Here is a 20,343-nt window from a genome sequence, read left to right on the forward strand (position 1 = left end):
GGGACCCGCGCCAGGGCCACCGCGACCAGCGCTGAACCATCCGGGGCTTCGCCACCCGGAGCCCCCGAAAGCCCGCGTGAAACGATGACTCCATGAGCCCGGTGAGTCGCGCCCGCAAGAAGGCACCGCAGCCCGTCACCCACAGCGTGACCGGCCTTTTCAAGGACGTCCTGAACGACTTTTCGGCGCTGGGCGCCGACCCCGCGCCGGTGGACGTCGAGCTGCTCGCCTCCGAGGTGCTCGGCCAGTTCCACGACGTGCCCGTCGAAGCGGGCGAAGAGCCGCTCGGTCTCGAGCTGATCGGCTTCGCGCAGCGCAAGATCACCCCGGGCGCCGCGGCGCTGCTGGCCGCGCTGAAGGTCGTCGCCGAGACCGACGTCGAGCGCAAGGCCGCCGACGCGGGCCTGCAGACCGTCCTCGGCCGCGGCATCCCCGCGCCGGCCTGGGCCGCCGGGCTCGGCCAGGTCGTCGCCGGCGAGTGCTGGCGGACCGGTGACGTCTTCGGCGACGAGTCGTCCCTGCTCTGCGCGTTCTCCCACGGCGGCCGCGCGTACGGCCTGCTCGCGCTGCTCGACTTCACCGAGGGCGGCCGGGTGCGGGACCTCGTCGTGATCGAGGAGCCCGCCGAAGTCCTCGCCGAGATGCGGCAGCAGGCCGACGCGGACCCGGAGCTCGTCGTGCTGGAGGCCGTCGACCCCGCCGAGGCGCACCGCCTGCTCTCCGACGGCCTCGCCGCGACCGACCACCTCGACGAGGCCGACGTCAGCGAGGACTACGCGCGCTTCCACGCGGTCGCCCTGACGTGGTCGCGCGCGCTGCCGGAACCCGCGCTCGTGCCCGAGGTCGCCGTGTGGTCCGACACCGAACGCGCCGCCGTCGTCGAGCAGTTCGTCGCGGCGAGCGGCGAGGACGCCGACGCCGCCCGCGCGATCGGGACCCTGCTGCTGGAGCACGGCCTGGCCACCGACCCCGCGAACCCGCTGCGCGTCGGCCCGGAGAAGATCGCGCGGTTCCTCGAGGGCCTGCTCGGCGAGGAGTTCGAGCTCGGCGCCGAGTACGAGGACGCCGTCGAGCCGGTCGTCCTGGCCTGGGTGCAGTGGACGGCGGACCGGGCCGGGCTGACCGAGACCGCGGTCGCCGCGCTCGACGAAGCCGTCGCCGACTACCTGAGCGAGTACGCCGACGAGGACGACTCGCCGCTGGAGCGCTACTTCGGCGACGTCGGCGACCTGTCGCCGACGGAGCTGGCGGACGCGCTGGAGCGCCGGATGTTCGCCCTGCCGTCGCTGACCACGGAGATCGAGGACGAGGAAGTCGACCTCGACCCGACCGACCCCGAGCAGCGCCGGGCGCTCGTCATCGCCGAAGCCGACGAAGACGAAGAAGAGCAGCGGCTCGTGCTGCGCGCGACGATCGTCGACCAGCTGTGGGACGACGAGCCCGCCGAGGCCTGGCAGGCCGTGCAGCGCCTGCAGGAGGGCGAGCTCGACCGCGAGGAGATCTTCGAGCAGCTGATCGACACGCTGGAAGGCAGTTTGCTGGAGTCCGAGGAATCGCTCGAATACGACGCCGACGCCTACGTCGAGGCCTTGGCTGAACTCTGACGCTCAGGGAAGCGGGCCCGCCGGTTCGATCGGCTTGGCTTTGCGGCGACGCTCTTGCAGGCGGTCGTCGAAGTCCACGACGAACGTTCCGGCGGCCATCGCGACCAGCAGGACCAGACCCAGCACCGCACCGACCCACGTAAGGACCATGGCGAACATCGTGGGCCTCCTCCCCAGCTCAGAGCCGTTTTCCTGACTTCTTCAGGGTCGCTTTCCGAACGGGGTACCGGTATCGGCCAACCGGTTAGGGCTCGCTGCGGCTCCTCGGCCGATCGGCCGGGGTTTCGACGCGGAGAGTCGCGGGCGCACGACGAAGCGTGCCCGCGTGTTCGCCCAGCGTGGAATTCGGCGCCATGTGGGTGACGGGCCGCGTAACCGGTGTCAGAGCTTGCGCAGGCGGACCCGGTTGATGGTGTGGTCGGCGTCCTTGCGCAGCACGAGCGTCGCCCGGGGCCGGGTCGGCTTGATGTTCTCCATCAGGTTCGGCTCGTTGATCGAGCGCCAGAGGTGCCGGGCCTCGGCGCGGGCCTCGTCGTCGGGCAGGCCGGCGAAGTGGTGGAAGTGCGAGGCCGGGTCGGCGAACGCGGTGTGCCGCAGCTCCAGGAACCGCTCGATGTACCAGCGCTGGATGTCGTCGGTGTGCGCGTCGACGTAGATCGAGAAGTCGAACAGGTCGGACACCATCAGCCGCGGGCCCGGCTGCAGCACGTTCAGGCCCTCGACGATCAGGATGTCCGGCTGCCGCACGACCTGCTCCTGGCCGGGCAGGATGTCGTAGGCCAGGTGGGAGTACACCGGCGCGGCGACGCGCTCGGCACCCGACTTGACCTCGGTGACGAACCGCAGCAGCGCGCGGCGGTCGTAGCTCTCCGGGAAGCCCTTCCGGTGCATGATCCCGCGCCGCATCAGCTCGGCCCGCGGGTACAGGAAGCCGTCCGTGGTGACCAGATCGACGCGGGGGTGGTCCGGCCAGCGGGCGAGCAGCGTGCGCAGGAGGCGGGCGGTGGTCGACTTGCCGACCGCCACGCTCCCGGCGATGCCGATCACGTACGGGACCTTCGTGCCGCGGGAGTCGTCACCGAGGAACGTCGTGGTCGCCTCGTACAACCGCTGGCGCGCGGCGACCTGGAGGTTGATCAGGCGGGACAGCGGCAGGTAGACGTCGGCCACCTCGGCCAGGTCGACCTGCTCGCCGAGCCCTCGCAACCGCAGCAGTTCCTCCGCGGTCAGCGGCAACGGCGTCGAACTTCGCAGTTCTTTCCATTGTTCCCGGTGCAGCTCGACATACGGGCTGAGTTCGCGGACCCGGGTCATCGCACACTCCTCCGGCCGTCGCCTGCACTGGCGGACGTTCACCTGCGCGATCAACGGTAGGGCTTACCGCGGGTGAACGCGGTGTGATGTTGTCCACCCCGGGTTGGGAGAAGTCACCGAAGGTGACGGTCGCCGAAGACCTCGTCCCACGCCGCGGCGACCTGCCGGGCGCACGTCGCGGGGTCCACACCGCCGACGCCGGTGCCCAGACCGGGCATCGCGATGGTGTCCACGAACTCGCGCACCGGGCCCTGGTCGAGGTGGCCGTCGCGCCACTTCCGGAACACCGCGCGGGCCGCGAGGTAGGGGTGCACGGTGTCGGCGGGCAGCCGCTCGCCGGGCTCGCGCACGGTCGGCGCGCTGATCAGCCACGCCGGTTCGGCCTCGCCGGTCGGCACGATCACGGCTTCGCCGATCGGCAGCTCACCGCCGTGAAAAGCCAGCACAGCGCTGCGGACGTACTGCTCGACGCCGGGGAACGCCCGCGCGTAGACGGCGTCGATGCCGCCGCGCATCCAGCCGTAGGAGTTGGCCGGGCTGACCACGGCCTGGGCGACGACGTCGAGCACCGACCCGCGGTGCACCCGGACCCGGCCCGTCACCTTGTTCGCGGCGGACGTCCAGGCGGTGGCGAGTGGTTCATCGACGGCGCACAGCACCAGCTCCGGTGTGCGAGGGGAGACCGGCGGGTGCGTGCCCCCACGGCCAGTGTGCGTGCCCGAGTCGGCGGTCACGTCCCTAGCATCGCAAAAAATGCCACCCGGCGTAACCGGGTGGCGTACCGGCTGTCCGAGTGAAAGTCGCCACGGCGGGGCCCCGTAGCCTGGGTGGTGTGTCACGGATCGCATACTTCGGCCCCCAGGGGACCTTCACCGAACAGGCCGCGCGGGTCCTCGCCGGCGGCGGAGAACTGATTCCGGTCGAGACCGTCCGGCTCGCGATGACGGCCGTCCGCAAGGGCGAGGCGGACGCCGCGTGCGTCCCCATCGAGAACTCGGTCGAGGGCGTCGTGCCCACGACGCTCGACGCGCTCAGCGAGTCGACCCCGCTGGTCGCCGTCGCCGAAGCCATCCTGCCGATCCAGTTCAGCGTGCTGACCCGGCCCGGCGAGCGCAAGATCAAGACCGTCGCGAGCCACCCGCACGCGCTCGCCCAGGTCCGCGACTGGCTGGAGGAGAACCTGCCGGAGGCGCACCCGGTGGCGTCGTCCTCGACGTCGGCGGCCGCGGTCGGCGTGCTGGAGGGCCAGTTCGACGCCGCGGTCTGCGCGCCGGTCGCCGTCGAGCACTACGACCTCGAGGTGCTGGCCACCGGGGTGGCGGACGTCGACGACGCTGCGACGCGGTTCCTGCTCGTCCGCCAGCCGGGTGAGCTGCCCGAGCCGACGGGGGCCGACCGCACGTCCGTGGTCGCCGCGGCCGTGAACCGCACCGGCACCCTCGCCGAGCTGCTCACGGCGCTGGCCGACCGCGGGATCAACCTGACCCGGCTCGACGCCCGCCCGACGCGGAACAGCTTCGGTGAGTACCGCTTCTTCATCGACTTCGAGGGGCACGTGGCCGAGCCGCGGATCCTCGACGCGCTGACGGCGTTGCGCCGGCACTGCCGCAACCTGCGGTTCCTCGGCTCGCACCCGCGCGCCGACGGCACCCGCACCACGATCGACCCCGGCTACGGCAACGACGACTTCGTCGAGGCCGCCGTGTGGGCCGACGCGGTGCGCAAGGGAGACCTGGCGTGAGGCTGCTGCTCGTCCGCCACGGCCAGACCGAGGGGAACGTCCGGGGCGCGCTCGACACGGCGTTGCCCGGCCCGCCGCTGACCGAGCTGGGCCGCACGCAGGCCGACGAGCTCGCCGTGCGGCTGGCGGGGGAGCCGGTCGTCGCGGTCTACGCGTCCCAGGCGATCCGCGCCCAGCAGACCGCGGCGCCGCTGGCCGCGCGGTTCGAGCTGGACGTCCAGGTCATCGACGGCGTTCACGAGGTCGTCGCCGGGGACCTGGAGGGAGCGACCGACCGCGAGTCGATCCGCACGTACCTGGAGGTCGTGCGGCGGTGGACGCTCGGCGAGCTGACGCCGGCGCTGCCCGGCGGGGAGAGCGGCACGAGCGTGCGCACCCGCATGCTCGACGCGGTCGGCGCGCTGCGCGCCAAGCACGAGCAGGCCGATCCGGACGGCGTGGTCGCCCTGGTCTGCCACGGCGGCGCGATCCGGCTGTCGGGTGAATGGCTGGCGCCGAACGTCCACGCGGACGTCGCCAACGCGGCCCTGATCCCGAACACCGGGTTCGTGGAGCTGGAGACGCGTCCGGAGGGCCAGTGGTATTGCCTGAGCTGGGTTGACACGCCGCTCTGACCGTCACGAAAGTGTGATCCCGTCACGTTTAGAACACGTTTGGTGGGGAATTAACGGGTCTGAACCAACCTGCCGTAGCTCCGTACGTCTACCCAGTAGCACCACACCAGGGAGGCGATTGACATGGTTCGGACGAAGCTTTCTCGGTTGTTCCCGGTCCTCGCGGCTTCGGCGGGCGTGCTCGCCCTTTCCGCCTGCGGGAGTGGCGGAACCACGCCCGCGGCCAGCAGCTCGACGCCGTCGACCTCGTCGGCGTCGCCGACCTCCACCACCGCGACCACGGCGGCGCCCAGCTCCAGCTCGACCGCGGCCAGCCAGCCCGTCGCCGCGCCGCCGGACAACGGCCTCTGCAAGGCCGGCGACGTCACGCTGTCGCTCGGCCAGGGCGACGCGGGCGCCGGTTCGTCGTACCGGCCGCTGCTCATCAAGAACAAGAGCTCGAAGCCGTGCACCATCCAGGGCTTCCCCGGCGTCTCGTACGTCGCCGGCGCGGACGGGCACCAGGTCGGCAAGGACGCCTTCCGCGAAGGCACCAAGGGCAACCCGGTCAAGCTGGACCCGGGCCAGTCCGCGGCGGCCGACATCCAGTTCGTCAACGTGCAGAACTTCGACCCCGGCACCTGCCAGCCGACCGCGGTGAAGGGCCTGCGCGTCTACCTGCCGCAGGAGACCGCGTCGAACTTCCTGCCGACCGACGGCACCGCCTGCGCGAGCACGAAGATCCCGGGCAACCAGCTCGCGGTGAAGACGGTCCACCCGGCCTGACCCGCTAGATCCTGGCGCAGATCTCCTGCGCCTCGACCAGGTGCCGCTGGCCGGAGATGTCGTTGAAGTGCAGGCTCAGCACCATCCGCGCCACGCCGTCGATGTGGTCGGCCAGCGGCTGGTAGTTGGCGTTCACCTGGGCGGCGGCCGCCGACAGCTCGCGGGCCGCCGTCATCCGGTGCAGGCGTTCCGGGGTGAGGCCGGGCGTCAGCGACGGCTGCGCGTCCCGGCTCGTGTCGGGCAGGTCGCCGACGCGGTCGAGCGCCTGGCACGCGGCCAGGGCGTCGTCGAGCGCTCCGGCGTGCACGCCGGACAGTCCCCACAGCAGGCCGAGCACGCCGCCGCCGAGCACGAACCCGGCCACGGCGCACAGCACCAGCATCCGGCGTGACTGCGGCGGGTTCGCCGCCTTGACCTCGTCGGACTCCGCCGAGGGCTCGTCGAAGCCGGGACCGGCCTCGGTGCCGGTTCCGCTGTCCACGGTGCGCATAGCCGCCTCCCACCACCCGGGTGATGAGATATTTCAGCTCACAAACCCGGATCCTGGTGCATCAGCGCGGTGGCTGAGTCCGATTCGTCATCGAGCGGGAACCGGCGCAGCGCGACCGCCGCGAACGCGGCGATCACCAGCAGCGCCAGCCCGGACACGGCGAACGTCCGCGCGGCCGTGCCGAGCGCCTCGGTGAGCACCCCGCCGAGCAGGGCGCCGACCGGGATGGCGCCCCAGACGACCGTGCGCCAGACCCCGAGCACCCGGCCGAGCAGCTCGCCGGGTACCAGCGTGTGCCGGGCGGTGGCGAGCACGACGTTCACCGCGACGACCGCGGCCGCGAACAGGCCGAACAGCGCCGCGCCGGCCACCGGCGAGCGCACCAGGCCCATCCCGCCGAACCCGGCGCCGCAGCACAGGATCCCGCCGACCACGACCGCCCGCCGCCCGGCCGCGCGCACCAGCCGCGGCGCGATGCCCGCGCCGGCCAGCCCGCCGATCCCGCCGACGAACGCGAAGAGCCCGTACGTCGCGTCGGAGAGGTGGAGGTCGTCGAGCGCGTAGAGCACCAGCTGCGCCTGCGCGAGCTCGCTGACCAGGCTCAACAGTCCGGCGACGACGACCAGCCGCAGCAGCAGCGCGTGCCCGCGCAGCCAGCGCAGGCCGTCCGCCAGCTCGGTGCGCAGCCTGGCCGGCGCCGCCTCGCCGCGGCCGCGGTAGGTGCCGGCGAGCCCGAGCAGCACGGCGGCGGCGATGGCGAAACCCGCGGAGTTGAGGATGAACGGGAAGGCGGCGAAGAGCGCGAAGGTCAGGCTGCCGATCGGGCCGCCGAGGAACGTCTGGCCGACGATCTCGCAGGCCTGCAGCTTGCTGTTGGCCGCGTCGAGCGAGCCGTCGCCGACGACCGCCGGGATCAGGGCGTTGGCCGCGCTGTCCGCGATCGTCTCGGCCGTCCCGATGACCAGGGCCGTGAGGTAGACCAGCCAGATCGTCATCCCGCCCGTGGCGACCAGCACGGCGAGGACGCCGACCACGGCGGCGCGGGCGGAGTTCGCGACGATCATCGCGCGCCGCCGGTCGATCCGGTCGACCAGCGCGCCGGCGACGGCGGCGAACAGCAGCCAGGGCAGGAACTGGGTGGCGGACAGCCCGGCGATGAGCACGGGGTCGTGCGTCAGCGTCGTGGCGAGCAGGGGCAGGGCCACTTTGCCGATGCCGTCGCCGAGGTGGGACGACGCGCTCGACGTCAGCAGCCACGTCAGTCTTCGGGTGTTGTCCATCCGGCCCCCCAGGCACGTATCGCAGTCGCCCCATGACTTCGGGTAACAGGATAAGCGCGTGGTCAGCCGATGGTGGTCACGTTGTCGCTACTAGTGGGAGCTCAGCCCCAGCCGAGCTCGTGGAGGCGGGCGTCGTCGATGCCGAAGTGGTGGCCCAGCTCGTGCACGACGGTGACGAGGACCTCCTCGACGACCTCGTCCTCGTCCTCGCACATCGAGAGGATCGGCTGCCGGTAGATCGAGATCCGGTCGGGCAGCACCCCACCGTACGACGAGGTCCGCTCGGTCAGCGCGATGCCGTGGTAGAGCCCGAGGATGTCCGGCGCCTCTTCGTTGAACTCCTCGACGAGCACGACCACGTTGTCCATCGCCTTGGCGAACTCGGCCGGCACCTCGTCCAGGGCTTCCGAGACCAGTTCCTCGAACCGCTCCCGGCTCATCTCGACGGGCATCAGCCGGACGTCTTCGTGGACGGCGGGGCCGAGCTCGACGTCGCCGGGCCGCCGCCGCCGTCCGAAGGCTGGCCGCCGTCCTGGGGCTGGCCGCCGTCGGGACCGCCGGGGGCCGCCTTGACGCTGCCGGTGACCGCCTGCAGGCCGCTCTTGTCCGGCAGCAGGGCCGCCACCTTGCAGTTGACCTTGGCCGACCCGGCGTCCCAGCTCTCCTGCTCCCGCAGGTCCCAGGTCAGGATCAGCTTCTTCGCGTCCAGGTCGGCGCCGCCGGTGTAGTCCGCCGCCTGCTTGGTGCACTCGGTGTCGAGCCAGGCCTTCTGGTCGTTCTGGGAGGGGTAGCCCTCCTTGAACTTGTCCTGCAGGTTCAGCGTCGCGATGATCTCGTACGAGTGCGGCTGCGCGCAGTCGATCGGGTCGCCGACGCCCTTGCCCTGCAGTGCGAGGCAGGTGCCCGGCTCGAAGACCAGGGACTGGTCCTGGCTCTTCGCCGGCCCGGTGGTCGGCAGCAGCTTGCCGCCCGGGCCCGCCCACTGCAGCCCGCACCGCAGCTGGCGGTCGCCGTCGTCCCACTGCGACGTCGTCGGGCGCAGCAGGTTCGTCGTGAGCTTCCCGTACGGGTCGAGCGGGTGGCCGAGGTAGGGCTTCACGTCCGCGGTGCACTTCTGCTGCGCGATCTGCTGCCACTGGTCCAGCGAGGGCACCGGCGCGCCGGCCGGGAACTGGGCGCCGATGTCGACCAGCGTGGTCACCTCGAACAGGTGCGGCTGGGTGCAAGCGACCTTGCGCGCGTCGCTCGCGTCCGGGTTGTCCCAGCTCAGGCAGCTGCCGGGGGGTGAGTGGAAGGCTGCTTCGGCCTCGGCCGAGAGCTTGCCGGCGCCGCCACCGGCCCCGCCGGCGATGCCGTCGCTCCACGAGAAGACGACACTGAGGGCGAGCGCGATGAGCGCGCCCGCGAAGATCCCGCCCATCACGACGCGGGTGCGCAGCGTCTGCGTGGCGGTGGGGAACCGATCGGCGCTGGGAGACATCGCAGTCCATGATGCCCGCGCCGCGCGCGACGTGCGCGATCCGGGTGGTTAGGGTGGTCACGGTTTCGTGGTGGCCGGTGATTACGGAGCGCACATGACGCAGGACAACAGTACTGGGGACCAGCCGCCCCCCGAGCCGCCCAGGCGCGGTTCGATGAGGTTTCAGGACTCGAACACGCAACCCAAGCAACCCTCGATCGCGGAACAGCGGGCGCGCCAGCAGGCGATCGCCCAGCAGGAACGCGACGACGAACTCGCCCGCCAGGCCGACGCGAAGGCGGCCACGCGGCGCAAGATCCTGATCGGCAGCGGCGTCACGGTCGGCCTCGTCGGCCTGGTCGCGACGTTCTACTCGGTCGCCAGGACGGAGAACGTCACCGCCGTCTGCACCGACGCGAGCGGTGTCGTCCAGAACGACGACAACTGCGACGAGAACTACGTCACGAGCCATCACGGCTACTCCAGCGGCGGGTTCTGGTTCATCCCGATCGGCAACGGCAACTACCAGAGCTACCGGTACAACTACGGCGGCACTGGCTCGATCGGGCAGCACGTCTCCGGCGGCAGCTACGACGCGCCGTCGTCGCGCACCAACGTCAACACGAAGTCCGGCAAGTCCGTCCAGCGCGGCGGCTTCGGCATCAGCGGCAAGAGCGGCAGCACCGGGGGCACCGGCGGCAGCGGCAAGAGCGGGGGATCGTAGGTGTACCGGGACCGGCGTGAGCCGCGGCGCGACTGGCAGCGGATCGTCGAGGAACAGGGACTCGTCTACGGCACGCCGGCCCGCGACAGCAGCGGCCGCATGCGGCCGTACTGGGACGAGTCGGTGCACTACGTCTTCGACATGGACGAGGTCCTCTCGCTCGAAGCGGACGTCGAACTGCTCCATTCGATGTGCCTGGAGGCCGTCGACAACGTCGTGACGACCGAGGGCTACCAGCGCTTCGGCATCCCGGAGTGGGTCTGGCCGCACATCGCCGAGTCGTGGAAGCGGCAGGACCCGCACGTCTACGGCCGGTTCGACCTGCGCTACGACGGCAAGTCGCCGGCGAAGCTGCTCGAGTACAACGCGGACACGCCGACCACGCTGCTGGAAGCGTCGCTGCTGCAGTGGCACTGGAAGACCGACGTCTTCCCGGACGACGACCAGTGGAACTCCATCCACGAGAAGCTCGTCGAGCGCTGGGGGCAGCTGCAGGACAAGCTGCCGTCGAACGAGCTGCACTTCACCTGGTCGGCCGCCGACCCGACCGGCGAGGACAACGTCACCACGGCGTACCTGCAGGAGACCGCGGCCGAAGCCGGGCTCGACACGGTGGGCCTGGCGATCGAGGAGATCGGCTGGGACCCGGTGCTCAAGCGGTTCGTCGACCTCGAAGAGTCCCAGATGGCGACCGTGCTGAAGCTGTACCCGTGGGAGTGGGTGGTCGACGAGGAGTTCGGCCGCCACGCCGTCGAGTCGCTGCCGCGGACGCTGTGGATCGAGCCGCTCTGGAAGATGATCCTCTCCAACAAGACGCTGCTGGCGATCCTGTGGGAGAACTACCCGGGCCACCCGAACCTGCTGCCCGCGTTCGCCGACGACCCCGGCCTGCTCACCGAGTACGTCCGCAAGCCGAAGCTGGGCCGCGAGGGCGCGAACGTCCAGATCGTCGCGACCGGCTACGAGACCCAGACGGACGGCGTCTACGGCGCCGAAGGGTTCGTCTACCAGGCGTTCGACCCGCTGCCCGAGTTCGACGGCTACCGGCCGGCGCTGGGCGCGTGGATCGTCGGCGACGGCTCCGCCGGCCTGGGCATCCGGGAGACCGGTGGGCTCGTCACCGACGACGGTGCCGCATTTGTCCCACATCGCATCCCCGAAGCGTGATACAACACCGTCGCTGATCAGCCCTTTCTCCTGGGAGACAATTCGTGAACACGACCCTTGCGCTGTCCGACACGTTCGGCTCCGACCTCGTGCGGGGGATCGGTGCGATCCTGCTGTACGGCGTCGTCGGCCTGCTGCTGATGTTCGCCGGCTTCTACGCGATCGACTGGACCACGCCGGGCAAGCTGTCGAAGCTGGTGCACGCGGGCCTGCCGAACGCCGTGATCATCACCGCGTCCGGGCTGCTCGCGATGTCGTTCATCATCGTGGTGGCGATCTTCAACTCGGCCAGCGACCTGACCGGCGGTCTGATCACGTCGCTCGTCTACGGCCTGCTCGGGATCGCCGTGCAGGTGATCGCGGTGCGGCTGCTGGAGTGGGCGACCCGGATCGACGTCGGCTCGATGATCGAGAGTGAGAAGTTCGAACCGGCCAGCGTCGTGGTCGCGGCCGCGCACATCGCGCTGGGTCTCGTGATCGCGGTCGGCATCTCCTGATCCGCTCGTCGTGGGCCATCCGGTGGGGATGGCCCACGGGCGTGGCCGCGTTCGCCCGTTCGCACTAGCGTGGGGTTCGTGCGCCTGCTGAGGACACCGGACGACCGGTTCACGGACCTGCCCGACTTCCCCTTCGAGCCGAAGTACGCGGAGCTCGACGACCCGTACGACGGCGTGATCAGAGTGGGGTACGTGGAGGCCGGACCGGCGGACGGTCCCGTGGTGCTGCTGCTGCACGGCGAGCCGAGCTGGTCCTACCTCTACCGCAAGATGCTCCCGGTCCTGGCAGCCGCGGGCTTGCGCGCGATCGCGCCGGACCTGGTCGGCTTCGGCCGGTCCGACAAGCCGGGCGACCTGGTGGACCACACCTACGCGCGGCACGTGGAGTGGATGCGTGCCTTCGCGTTCGACGCCCTCGACCTGCGGGACGTGACCCTGGTCGGCCAGGACTGGGGCGGCCTGATCGGGCTGCGCCTGGTCGCGGAGAACCCCTCGCGCTTCGCCCGGGTGGTGGCGGCCAACACGGGCCTGCCCACCGGCGACGTCGACATGCCGCCGGTGTGGCACAAGTTCCGCGAAGCCGTCGAGAACGCCCAGGTGCTCGACATCGCGCGCTTCGTCCAATCGGGGTGCCGGTCAACGTTGTCGGACGAGGAGCGCGCGGCCTACGACGCACCGTTCCCGAACGAGATGTACAAGGCCGCCCCGCGCGCGATGCCGTCCCTGGTCCCGTACCGCCCGGACGACCCGGCGTCGGAAGCGAACCGCGCGGCGTGGAAGACGTTGACGGAGCTGGAAATCCCGTTCCTGGTGGCCTTCTCCGACGGCGACCCGATCACGGGCGGAATGGCCCCGATCCTGCAGCGCTCGATGAAGGGCGCCCAGGGCCTGGAACACCCGGTGATCGCCGGCGCCGGCCACTTCCTGCAGGAAGACGCGGGCGAGGAACTGGCCCGGCACGTCGTGACCTTCGTGCGGGGCTGAGCTCGGTTCGGATCTTGCCCGGAACCGGCCGCGAGGAGGACTTCCAGGTCAAGGTGGCCGAGCTCAAGAAGCGGTACTACGAATGACAAGACGAAAGCTCCTGGTCGTGGCCGCGGTCGTGGTGGTCGCCGCCGGTGGGGTGACCGCTGTGGTGCTGTCGGCTCGGGGTGAACCGGCGGCGGGGCCGTGTGACATCCCGGCGTCGGTTCGCGAGGCGCCGGTGCCCGTGACGGGCGGGATCGAAGTCGAGGACAAAGGGGTTTCGACCGCCGGTTTGGTGAGCATGGGGGCGGTCCTGCGCAACACGGGTGATCGGATCGCCTACCGGACCAGGGTGACGCTCAAGGTCGTCGTGTCGGTCGACGGGTTGCCTCCGGGGCCCGTCCAGGGGCCGCTGATGACGATGGAGATCCCGGTGCTCATGCCGGGTCAGCGCGTGGGTGTGGGCCGGCCGCTCATCGGCGTCAGCGCGACGAACCGGGTCGTCTCGGCGGACGTCGAGGTGGGCACGACCACCTGGCTGCCCGCCGGGGCGCTCGGTGCGTTCAGTCCGGTGACGGACACCTACGAGTCCACCACGCGGGCCACGGCCTCGGTGCCCGCCGACGTCGTCCGGTACACCGAGCGGTCGGCCAACTGCCGGGCGCTGGCCGGCCGCCGGACCGCGGTGGTGTTCCGCGATGCCGGCGGCAAGATCGTCGGTGGCGGGCTGCTGCCGCCCGATGGGAAGGGCAACCCGGCCGGCAGCCCGCAGCCGGCGCCGGCGAGTCCGTCCTGCTCACCCGGCGAACGCAGCACCTGGGTCGTGCCCCTGCAGAACATCCCGCCCGGCACCGACGACAAGCGCACCGAGCTGTTCTCTTACTGCGATCTCGACGCGCCGCCGTCCGACGTGAACGCGGTCGACTAGACCTCCAGGGACTGGGTGCCGAGGACGGTGGCGAGCTCCAAGCGGTCGGCGTCCTCGGTGCCGGGCTCCGCCGTGTAGACGCTGATGCGCAGGTCGTCGAGGGTGACCAGCAGGGTGTCGCAGTCGAGGGTGATCGGGCCGACCGCCGGGTGGTCGATCGTCTTGCGGCGGGAGGGGTCCGTCAACGGTGGTGGGGCTTCGGCGTTCCACAGCTCGGCGAAGCGCGGGCTGCCCGCGGTCAGGTCCGCGACCAAGCGCCGCAGGGCGTGGTCGGCGGGGTAGCGCGACGCCGTCAGGCGCAGGTCGGCGACGAGCCTGGCCTCGTGTTCGGCCTGCTCCTGCGGGGTGTGGACGACCCGGGACGGCAGGTGCGTGACGGTGCGCCAGACGGCGTTGCGGTCCAGGCCGCGCCAGCTCGTCGTGTCGCCCATCAGCGCGTTGAACGGCGCGTTCGCCAGCACGAGCGTCCAGGTGGCGTCGTAGACGACCACCGGGGTGTGCGACAGCCGGTCGAGCAGCCGCTGCACGCTCGGCGTGATCCGCGACGGCACGACGTCCGGGCCCGGGGCCGCGTGGCCCGCCAGGCGGTGGAGCAGGTCGCGTTCGACGTCGGACACGCGCAGTGCCCGGGCCAGCGACTCCACGACCTGCGCCGACGGGGCCGTCGCGCGGCCCTGCTCGAGGCGGGTCAGGTAGTCGGCCGAGATGCCGGCGAGGGCGGCCAGCTCTTCGCGGCGCAGCCCGCTGGCCCGGCGCCGGCGGCCCGCCGGGACGCCGACGTCCTCGGGCGCCAGGCGGTCTCGCCAGCGGCGCACCGTCCGGCCGAACTCCCACTCCTCCACGCCGTCCATTCTGGACGAGCCGACGCCGGTTGTCCTGGCCCTGGCAGTCCTACGAAAACCGGACGACTGGTTGCCGTCCGGCCGTTTTCGCAGGCTGGAGCCATGACCGAACCCGGAACCGTGCTCATCACCGGCCCCACCCGCAACCTGGGCCGCCACGCCGTGCTGGCCCTCGCCGCCCGCCCCGAACGGCCAGATCTGCTGCTCGTCGGACGTGCCGGACCCGACCTGACCGCCGTCGCCGACGAAGCCCGCTCGCTTGGCGCCACCGTCCGCGAGATCGGCTGCGACCTGGCGAGCCTCGCCGACGTCCGCGCCGCCGCGGCCACCGCGCGCGAGCTGCTCGAAACCGGTGCGGTGCGGCCGCTGCGCGCGCTGGTCGCCAACGCCGGCGTGATGTCGGCCGACACCCGGCGTGCCTCGGCCGACGGCTACGAGCTGACCTTCGCCGTCAACCACCTCGCGCACGCCCAGCTCATCGGCGACCTGCTCGGTTCGTTCGCCGCCCCGGCGCGGATCGTGCTGATCGGCTCGAACACCTACCACGCCAACTTCTGGCGCAAGCTCCTCCACGTGGCCGAGGCCGACTGGGCCGACCCGCTCGAACTCGCCCGCCCGGGCACCGGCGAGCCCGGCATGGCGGCCTCCGGCGTCGCCTACTCGAACGCCAAGCTGGCGATCCTCTACTACGCCCACGAGCTGCAGCGGCACACGGACGTCCACGTGTCCGTGTTCGAACCGGGCTGGATGCCCGGCACCGCGCTGGGCCGCGGCGCCCCCGCGGCGTTCCAGGCGATCAGCCGCGCCCTGGCCCGGATCCCCGGCGTCTCGACGCCGCAACGCTCGGGGCCGCTGCTCGCCGCGATGGCCGTCGACGAGAAGTGGGCCCACCTGCGCGACGGCGCGTTCGTGGTGAAGGACAAGCTCACGGAGGTCCAGCCGGTCGCCCACGACCGTGGTCGTGAGCGCCGGCTGTGGGAGGCGACCGCCGAGCTGCTAGGCGAGCGCCGCGTGGGTGGCCGCCAGTGAGTCGACCAGGATGTCCAGCCCTTCCTGGGCTTCGTCGGCGGTGAGGGTCATCGGCGGGCCCAGGCGCAGGACGTTGCCGTGCAGGCCGCCCTTGCCGATCAGCAGGCCGCGCTTCTTCGTCTCCTCGAGCATCCGCGCGGCCGCCGCCACGAACGGCTCGGTGGTGCCCGGCTTGATCAGCTCGACGCCGATCATCAGGCCCTTGCCACGCACCTCCGCCACCAGCGGCGACGACGCGGCGCGCAGCCCATCGAGCAGCTGCGACCCGCGGGCCGCACAGTTCGCCTGCAGGTCGTGGTCCTTGATGTAGTCGAGCACCGCCGTCGCGCCGGCCATCGAGACCGGGTTGCCGCCGAACGTGGAGAACGACTGGGCCTGGAAGCAGTCCAGGACATCTCCGCGGGCGACCACGCCGCCCACCGCGAGGCCGTTCCCGAGGCCCTTCGCGAACGTCATCATGTCCGGCGTGACGCCGTGCGCGTCGATGCCCCAGAAGTGCTCGCCCGTGCGGCCCCAGCCGGTCTGGACCTCGTCGGAGACGAAGAGCACGCCGTAGGAGTCGAGGACCTCCTTCATGGCGCGGAACAGGCCGTCCGGCGGCAGGCTGAACCCGCCGACGCCCTGGATCGGCTCGGCGATCAGGCAGGCGACGTCGCCCGCGGTCGCCGTGTCGAGCACGTCGACGAGGTCCGCGACGCAGGCCTTGATGTAGTCCGCGTCCGACAGGTCCCGGAACGGGCTGCGGTAGCGGTAGCCGCCGTGGACGTAGTTGACCTTCACCGGGCTCAGCGCCGACGCCGACCAGCCGCGGTTGCCGGTGATCGCGACCGTCCCGAAGGACCGGCCGTGGTAGGAGTTCCGCATCGCCAGCACCTGGTTGCTGCGCCGGAACTGCGTCGCCAGCATCAACGCCGTGTCGTTGGCCTCGCTGCCGGAGTTGGTGAAGAACACCTTGGCGTCCGGGATGTTCGACAGCTTCGCGATCCGCTCGGCCAGCTCGACCTGCGAGCGGATCAGGTACAGCGTCGAGGTGTGCAGGATGCCGGTGTCGAGCTGCTTGCGGACCGCGTCGCCGATCTCCGCGACGTCGTAGCCCATCGAGTTGGTCAGCACCCCGGCGAAGAAGTCGAGGTACGTGCGGCCCTGCGAGTCCGTCATCCGCCGGTCGTGCGCGTGCACGATCTCGATCGGCTCTTCGTAGAGCAGCGACATCCAGGACGGCATGACAGCGCGGTGCCGGGCGAGCAGCTCGTCGGTCATCGAACGCCTCCTCTGCGGTTTCCCTGGAGTATGAGGAGGCCGTGAACAGCGCTTCAACGATCAGACTGTCGGGATAACCCAGTAGGGCCGCACAGTCTGTACGGACTACCCTTTGTCCTCGTGATTGACCCCAGGACACTGCGCGAAGACCCGGAGGCCGTGCGCGCGTCGCAGCGCGCCCGTGGTGAAGACGAGGGAGTGGTCGACAAGCTGCTCTCCCTCGACTCCCGGCGCCGGTCTTCGATCGCGGCTGCCGACAAGCTGCGCAACGAGCAGAAGCTCCTGGGCAAGCAGATCCCGAAGGCGCCGCCGGAGGAGAAGCAGCAGCTGCTGGCCACGGCCAAGGAGCTCGCCGCGCAGGTCAAGGCCGCCGAAGCCGAGCAGAACACGGCGTCGGAGGAGTTCGACCAGCTCTTCCGCACCCTGCCGAACCTCGTGCACCCGGACGCGCCGGTCGGCGGCGAAGACGATTTCACCGTGCTCAAGCACGTCGGCGAGCCGACGAAGTTCGAGTTCGCCCCGAAGGACCACCTCGAGCTGCTCGAAGCCCTCGGCGGCGTCGACATGGAACGCGGCGCCAAGGTTTCGGGCTCGCGGTTCTACTTCCTCACCGGCGTCGGCGCGCAGCTGCAGCTCGGCCTGCTCAACATGGCCATCGCGCAGGCACTCGAAAACGGCTTCACGCCGATGATCACGCCGTCGCTGGTCCGCCCGGAGATCATGGCCGGCACCGGCTTCCTCGGCCAGCACTCGAGCGAGATCTACCACCTCGAGGACGACGACCTGTACCTCGTCGGCACGTCGGAGGTGCCGCTCGCGGGCTTCCACGCCGACGAGATCCTCGACCTGAACGACGGCCCGAACCGCTACGCGGGCTGGTCGTCCTGCTACCGCCGCGAAGCGGGCTCGTACGGCAAGGACACCCGCGGCATCATCCGCGTCCACCAGTTCGACAAGGTGGAGATGTTCGTCTACGCCAAGCCGGAGGACGCCGAAGCGGAGCACGAGCGGCTGCTCGGCTGGGAAGAGCAGATGCTCGCGAAGATCGAGGTGCCCTACCGGGTGATCGACACCGCGACCGGCGACCTCGGCACGTCCGCGCACCGCAAGTTCGACTGCGAGGCGTGGATCCCGACCCAGGACACCTACCGCGAGCTGACCTCGACGTCCAACTGCACGACGTTCCAGGCCCGCCGCCTCTCGGTCCGCTACCGCGGCGAGAACGGCAAGCCCCAGATCGCCGCGACGCTCAACGGCACCCTGGCCACCACGCGGTGGATCGTCGCGATCGTCGAGAACCACCAGCAGGAAGACGGCTCCGTCCGGGTGCCCGAGGCGCTGCGGCCGTTCGTCGGCGGCAAGGAAGTCCTGACGCCGCGCTGAATCGGGCGGATCCCCGCTGCTCGCCCGTTCGTCCCAGTAGGGTGCGGCCGAACGGGAGGACTCATCGCATGCGCATGAAGTGGCAGGTCGTGGCGGCTCTGGCGGCCCTGACCGTGGTGTCCGGCTGCACGGTGGCCGTCGGCGGCTCGGCGGCACCGGTGCCCGGCCAGGGCCCGGTCGTCACGACCGTCGACGCCTGCAAGCTGCTGGACCAGGCCCAGATCGACGCGCTCGGTTACCAGTCCCCGGGGCGGTCGGTGCCGGAGGACAAGGACCGCCTCCAGCCGCCGATGTGCCTGTGGCACTCCAACGAAGACGTCGAGCCGTCGCAGATCCTCAACGTCGGCCTGGCGAAGGACATGGACTTCAACGAGTACATCGCCGGCGCCGTCCCGAAGTCCGCGCCGCAGCAGCTCGGCGGGTTCACCTGGACGCAGTACCCGTCGATCCTCGCCGACGACTGCTCGATGTACGCCCTGCTCGGCGACAAGTCCTTCGCGTTCGTCAGCGTTTCGGGGCCGCCGATCGACAAGTCGTGCGAGCTGGCGAAGACCGTCATCCCGCAGTTCGCGGCGCACCTGCCGGGTGGTCAGGACGCGCCGCCGCTCACGCCGTCGACGTCGGCGAAGCCGGAGCCGGGCGGGCCGCTGCTGTCGCTGGACCCGTGCACGATGCTGAAGCCGGACCAGGTGGCGCAGCTGAAGAACATCTCGCCGACCGGGGAGAAGGACAGCTCGTCGGCCGTGCCCAACGCGATGTACTGCCTGTGGGACGACACCGACGGCGACCAGGGGCAGAAGGCGTTCGAAGTCTGGCTCGGCCCGAGCACGCCGGTCACCGAATGGCCGGGCGCGAAGGGCGTCACCGCGACCGAGACCATCGACGTCGGCGGCCGGAAGTGGGGCCTCTTCCCGAACATGGGCGGCCTGCGCGTCACCTGCGGGGCGACCCTGCCGATCACCGACACGTCGTCGATCCAGGTGGTCAGCGGGTTCATCGGCGACGACACCAAGACCTGCGACCTGGTCAGGCAGGCACTGCCGCTGGTGACGGCGAACCTGCCGGGCTAGGCGGACACCTGGTCGGCGATGTGGCGCGCGATCTCCAGCGCGCTCGTCGCCGCCGGGGAGGGCGCGTTCAGGACGTGCACCTGGTCGCGCGCGGTCTCGATCAGGAAGTCGTCGACGAGGGAGCCGTCGCGGCGCATGGCCTGCGCGCGCACGCCTGAGCCGTGGCGGACGATGTCGTCCTCGGTGACGGCCGGCACGAGCCGCGCGAGGCTCGCGGCGAACCGCTTCTTCGAGAACGAGCGCCGGACCTCGTCGAGCCCGGTCGGGAACGCGTACTTCTTCGCGAGCCGCCAAGCCCCGGGGAAGGCCGCCACCTCGGCGACGTCCTTCGCGGAGAAATCGGCCCACCGGTAGCCCTCGCGGCGCAGGGCCAGCACGGCGTTCGGGCCGGCGTGGACGCTGCCGTCGAGCATCCGCGTGAGGTGCACGCCGAGGAACGGCAGGGTCGGGTCCGGCACCGGGTAGATCAGGCCCTTGACCAGGCCGCGGCGCTCGGGCTTGAGCTCGTAGTACTCGCCGCGGAACGGCACGATCTTCGCCGAGGGCGTGATCCCCGCCATCCGCGCGACCCGGTCGGAGTGCAGCCCGGCGCAGTTCACGAGGGCGTCGGCGACGACGACGTCGGAGCCGGTGGCGACCTCGACCCCGCCGTTCGCGCCCGCCCGGATGGCCAGCGCGGGGCTGTTCAGGCGCAGGTCGACGCCGGCTTCGTCGAGCAGCCGGACGAGCGCCTCGCAGACGCCAGGGAAGTCGATGATCCCAGTGGACTCGACCCGCAGGGCGGCGACGCAGGCCACCTCGGGCTCGTACTCGCGCGCCTCGGCGGGGGTGATCTTCTTCGCCGGGACGCCGTTCGCCTCGGCCCGCTCGGCGAGCGTGTTCAGCGCCGGGACCTCGCGTTCGTCGGTGGCGACGACGAGCTTCCCGCACACCTCGACGGGCACGCCGTACTGGCGCGCGAAGTCCACGATGGACCGGTTCCCGGCCACGGACATCCGCGCCTTGAAGGACCCCGGCTTGTAGTACAGGCCGGCATGGACGACGTTCGAGTTGTGCCCGGTCTGGTGAGCAGCCCAGCGGGACTCCTTCTCCAGCACCGTGACGTCCAGCCCGCGCCTGGTCAGCTCCCAAGCCACGGCCAGACCGACGATCCCGCCCCCGATGACCACCACGTTGCGCACGATCGACCAGGCTACGCGAACCGGGTGGC

At 71.1% G+C, this 20,343-nt stretch carries 22 protein-coding genes; 12 read left to right on the forward strand and 10 right to left on the reverse strand.

Going from position 1 to position 20,343, the window contains the following annotated elements; genetic code table 11:
• Positions 1-92: 92 nt before the first annotated feature.
• Positions 93-1,604 (forward strand): hypothetical protein, encoded by a 1,512-nt coding sequence (locus ACWEN0_RS10320; protein WP_451971267.1) that lies wholly within the window; start codon positions 93-95, stop codon positions 1,602-1,604.
• Positions 1,605-1,607: 3 nt separating this feature from the next.
• Here ACWEN0_RS10320 and ACWEN0_RS10325 read toward each other — a convergent pair whose 3' ends face one another.
• From ACWEN0_RS10325 to ACWEN0_RS10335, 3 genes are all read right to left on the reverse strand, one after another.
• The gene (locus tag ACWEN0_RS10325; protein WP_451971270.1) at positions 1,608-1,763 is read right to left on the reverse strand and encodes a hypothetical protein; all 156 of its coding nucleotides are present in this window, start codon (positions 1,761-1,763) and stop codon (positions 1,608-1,610) included.
• Between the two features lie 222 nt (positions 1,764-1,985).
• The gene (coaA, locus tag ACWEN0_RS10330) at positions 1,986-2,918 is read right to left on the reverse strand and encodes a type I pantothenate kinase (protein ID WP_451971272.1); all 933 of its coding nucleotides are present in this window, start codon (positions 2,916-2,918) and stop codon (positions 1,986-1,988) included.
• A gap of 113 nt (positions 2,919-3,031) precedes the next feature.
• Positions 3,032-3,652 carry a macro domain-containing protein gene (locus tag ACWEN0_RS10335; RefSeq protein ID WP_451971275.1) on the reverse strand — a complete coding sequence of 207 codons (621 nt, stop codon included), beginning with the start codon at positions 3,650-3,652 and terminating at the stop codon, positions 3,032-3,034.
• A 98-nt stretch (positions 3,653-3,750) separates the two neighbouring features.
• Between ACWEN0_RS10335 and pheA the strand changes: the two genes are divergently transcribed.
• From pheA to ACWEN0_RS10350, 3 genes are all read left to right on the forward strand, one after another.
• Complete coding sequence (gene pheA, locus ACWEN0_RS10340; RefSeq protein WP_451971278.1) at positions 3,751-4,659, forward strand: prephenate dehydratase; 909 nt, start codon at positions 3,751-3,753, stop codon at positions 4,657-4,659.
• Entirely contained in the window at positions 4,656-5,273 is a 618-nt protein-coding gene (locus tag ACWEN0_RS10345) for a histidine phosphatase family protein (RefSeq protein WP_451971281.1), read from the forward strand. Before pheA ends, ACWEN0_RS10345 begins: the two co-directional genes overlap by 4 nt.
• Positions 5,274-5,396: 123 nt before the next feature.
• Entirely contained in the window at positions 5,397-6,038 is a 642-nt protein-coding gene (locus tag ACWEN0_RS10350; RefSeq protein WP_451971284.1) for a DUF4232 domain-containing protein, read from the forward strand.
• A 4-nt stretch (positions 6,039-6,042) separates the two neighbouring features.
• On the opposite strand, the gene ACWEN0_RS10355 is transcribed toward ACWEN0_RS10350, so the two are convergent.
• The 4 genes from ACWEN0_RS10355 to ACWEN0_RS10370 form a co-directional block, all read right to left on the reverse strand.
• Complete coding sequence (locus tag ACWEN0_RS10355) at positions 6,043-6,528, reverse strand: hypothetical protein (protein WP_451971287.1); 486 nt, start codon at positions 6,526-6,528, stop codon at positions 6,043-6,045.
• A 38-nt stretch (positions 6,529-6,566) separates the two neighbouring features.
• The gene (locus tag ACWEN0_RS10360; RefSeq protein ID WP_451971290.1) at positions 6,567-7,808 is read right to left on the reverse strand and encodes an MFS transporter; all 1,242 of its coding nucleotides are present in this window, start codon (positions 7,806-7,808) and stop codon (positions 6,567-6,569) included.
• Between the two features lie 101 nt (positions 7,809-7,909).
• Positions 7,910-8,260 (reverse strand): metallopeptidase family protein, encoded by a 351-nt coding sequence (locus ACWEN0_RS10365; RefSeq protein ID WP_451971293.1) that lies wholly within the window; start codon positions 8,258-8,260, stop codon positions 7,910-7,912.
• A complete protein-coding gene (locus ACWEN0_RS10370) occupies positions 8,260-9,288 on the reverse strand; it encodes a septum formation family protein (protein WP_451971296.1) in 1,029 nt (342 codons plus the stop codon). The genes ACWEN0_RS10365 and ACWEN0_RS10370 overlap by 1 nt, the downstream gene beginning before the upstream one ends.
• Positions 9,289-9,442: 154 nt before the next feature.
• Here ACWEN0_RS10370 and ACWEN0_RS10375 point away from each other — a divergent pair, with 154 nt between their 5' ends.
• The 5 genes from ACWEN0_RS10375 (at position 9,443) to ACWEN0_RS10395 (ending at position 13,549) form a co-directional block, all read left to right on the forward strand.
• The gene (locus ACWEN0_RS10375) at positions 9,443-9,991 is read left to right on the forward strand and encodes a hypothetical protein (RefSeq protein ID WP_451971299.1); all 549 of its coding nucleotides are present in this window, start codon (positions 9,443-9,445) and stop codon (positions 9,989-9,991) included.
• On the forward strand, positions 9,992-11,158 hold the full coding sequence (locus ACWEN0_RS10380) for a glutathionylspermidine synthase family protein (RefSeq protein ID WP_451971302.1): 1,167 nt from the start codon (positions 9,992-9,994) through the stop codon (positions 11,156-11,158).
• Between the two features lie 44 nt (positions 11,159-11,202).
• Complete coding sequence (locus tag ACWEN0_RS10385; RefSeq protein WP_400901572.1) at positions 11,203-11,655, forward strand: DUF350 domain-containing protein; 453 nt, start codon at positions 11,203-11,205, stop codon at positions 11,653-11,655.
• A 69-nt stretch (positions 11,656-11,724) separates the two neighbouring features.
• The gene (locus ACWEN0_RS10390; protein ID WP_451971305.1) at positions 11,725-12,639 is read left to right on the forward strand and encodes a haloalkane dehalogenase; all 915 of its coding nucleotides are present in this window, start codon (positions 11,725-11,727) and stop codon (positions 12,637-12,639) included.
• Positions 12,640-12,721: 82 nt separating this feature from the next.
• Positions 12,722-13,549, forward strand: coding sequence for a hypothetical protein (locus ACWEN0_RS10395; protein WP_451971308.1), 828 nt, complete (start codon positions 12,722-12,724; stop codon positions 13,547-13,549).
• On the opposite strand, the gene ACWEN0_RS10400 is transcribed toward ACWEN0_RS10395, so the two are convergent.
• Positions 13,546-14,391, reverse strand: a complete 846-nt coding sequence (locus ACWEN0_RS10400) for a helix-turn-helix transcriptional regulator (protein WP_451971311.1) — start codon at positions 14,389-14,391, stop codon at positions 13,546-13,548. The two genes, ACWEN0_RS10395 and ACWEN0_RS10400, sit on opposite strands and share 4 nt — an antisense overlap.
• A gap of 102 nt (positions 14,392-14,493) precedes the next feature.
• Here ACWEN0_RS10400 and ACWEN0_RS10405 point away from each other — a divergent pair, with 102 nt between their 5' ends.
• The gene (locus ACWEN0_RS10405; RefSeq protein WP_451971313.1) at positions 14,494-15,420 is read left to right on the forward strand and encodes an SDR family NAD(P)-dependent oxidoreductase; all 927 of its coding nucleotides are present in this window, start codon (positions 14,494-14,496) and stop codon (positions 15,418-15,420) included.
• On the opposite strand, the gene ACWEN0_RS10410 is transcribed toward ACWEN0_RS10405, so the two are convergent.
• Positions 15,388-16,680: an aspartate aminotransferase family protein gene (locus ACWEN0_RS10410; RefSeq protein WP_451971316.1), complete on the reverse strand. Its 1,293-nt coding sequence runs from the start codon at positions 16,678-16,680 to the stop codon at positions 15,388-15,390. The genes ACWEN0_RS10405 and ACWEN0_RS10410 overlap by 33 nt on opposite strands.
• Positions 16,681-16,800: 120 nt before the next feature.
• On the opposite strand from ACWEN0_RS10410, the gene serS reads away from it, so the two are divergent.
• Complete coding sequence (gene serS / locus ACWEN0_RS10415; protein ID WP_451971318.1) at positions 16,801-18,063, forward strand: serine--tRNA ligase; 1,263 nt, start codon at positions 16,801-16,803, stop codon at positions 18,061-18,063.
• Positions 18,064-18,131: 68 nt separating this feature from the next.
• Positions 18,132-19,133: a DUF3558 family protein gene (locus ACWEN0_RS10420; protein ID WP_451971321.1), complete on the forward strand. Its 1,002-nt coding sequence runs from the start codon at positions 18,132-18,134 to the stop codon at positions 19,131-19,133.
• On the opposite strand, the gene lhgO is transcribed toward ACWEN0_RS10420, so the two are convergent.
• Positions 19,130-20,314 (reverse strand): L-2-hydroxyglutarate oxidase, encoded by a 1,185-nt coding sequence (lhgO, locus tag ACWEN0_RS10425; RefSeq protein WP_451971324.1) that lies wholly within the window; start codon positions 20,312-20,314, stop codon positions 19,130-19,132. The genes ACWEN0_RS10420 and lhgO overlap by 4 nt on opposite strands.
• Positions 20,315-20,343 lie beyond the last annotated feature (29 nt).

It is taken from the genome of Amycolatopsis sp. NPDC004378 (assembly GCF_053602455.1).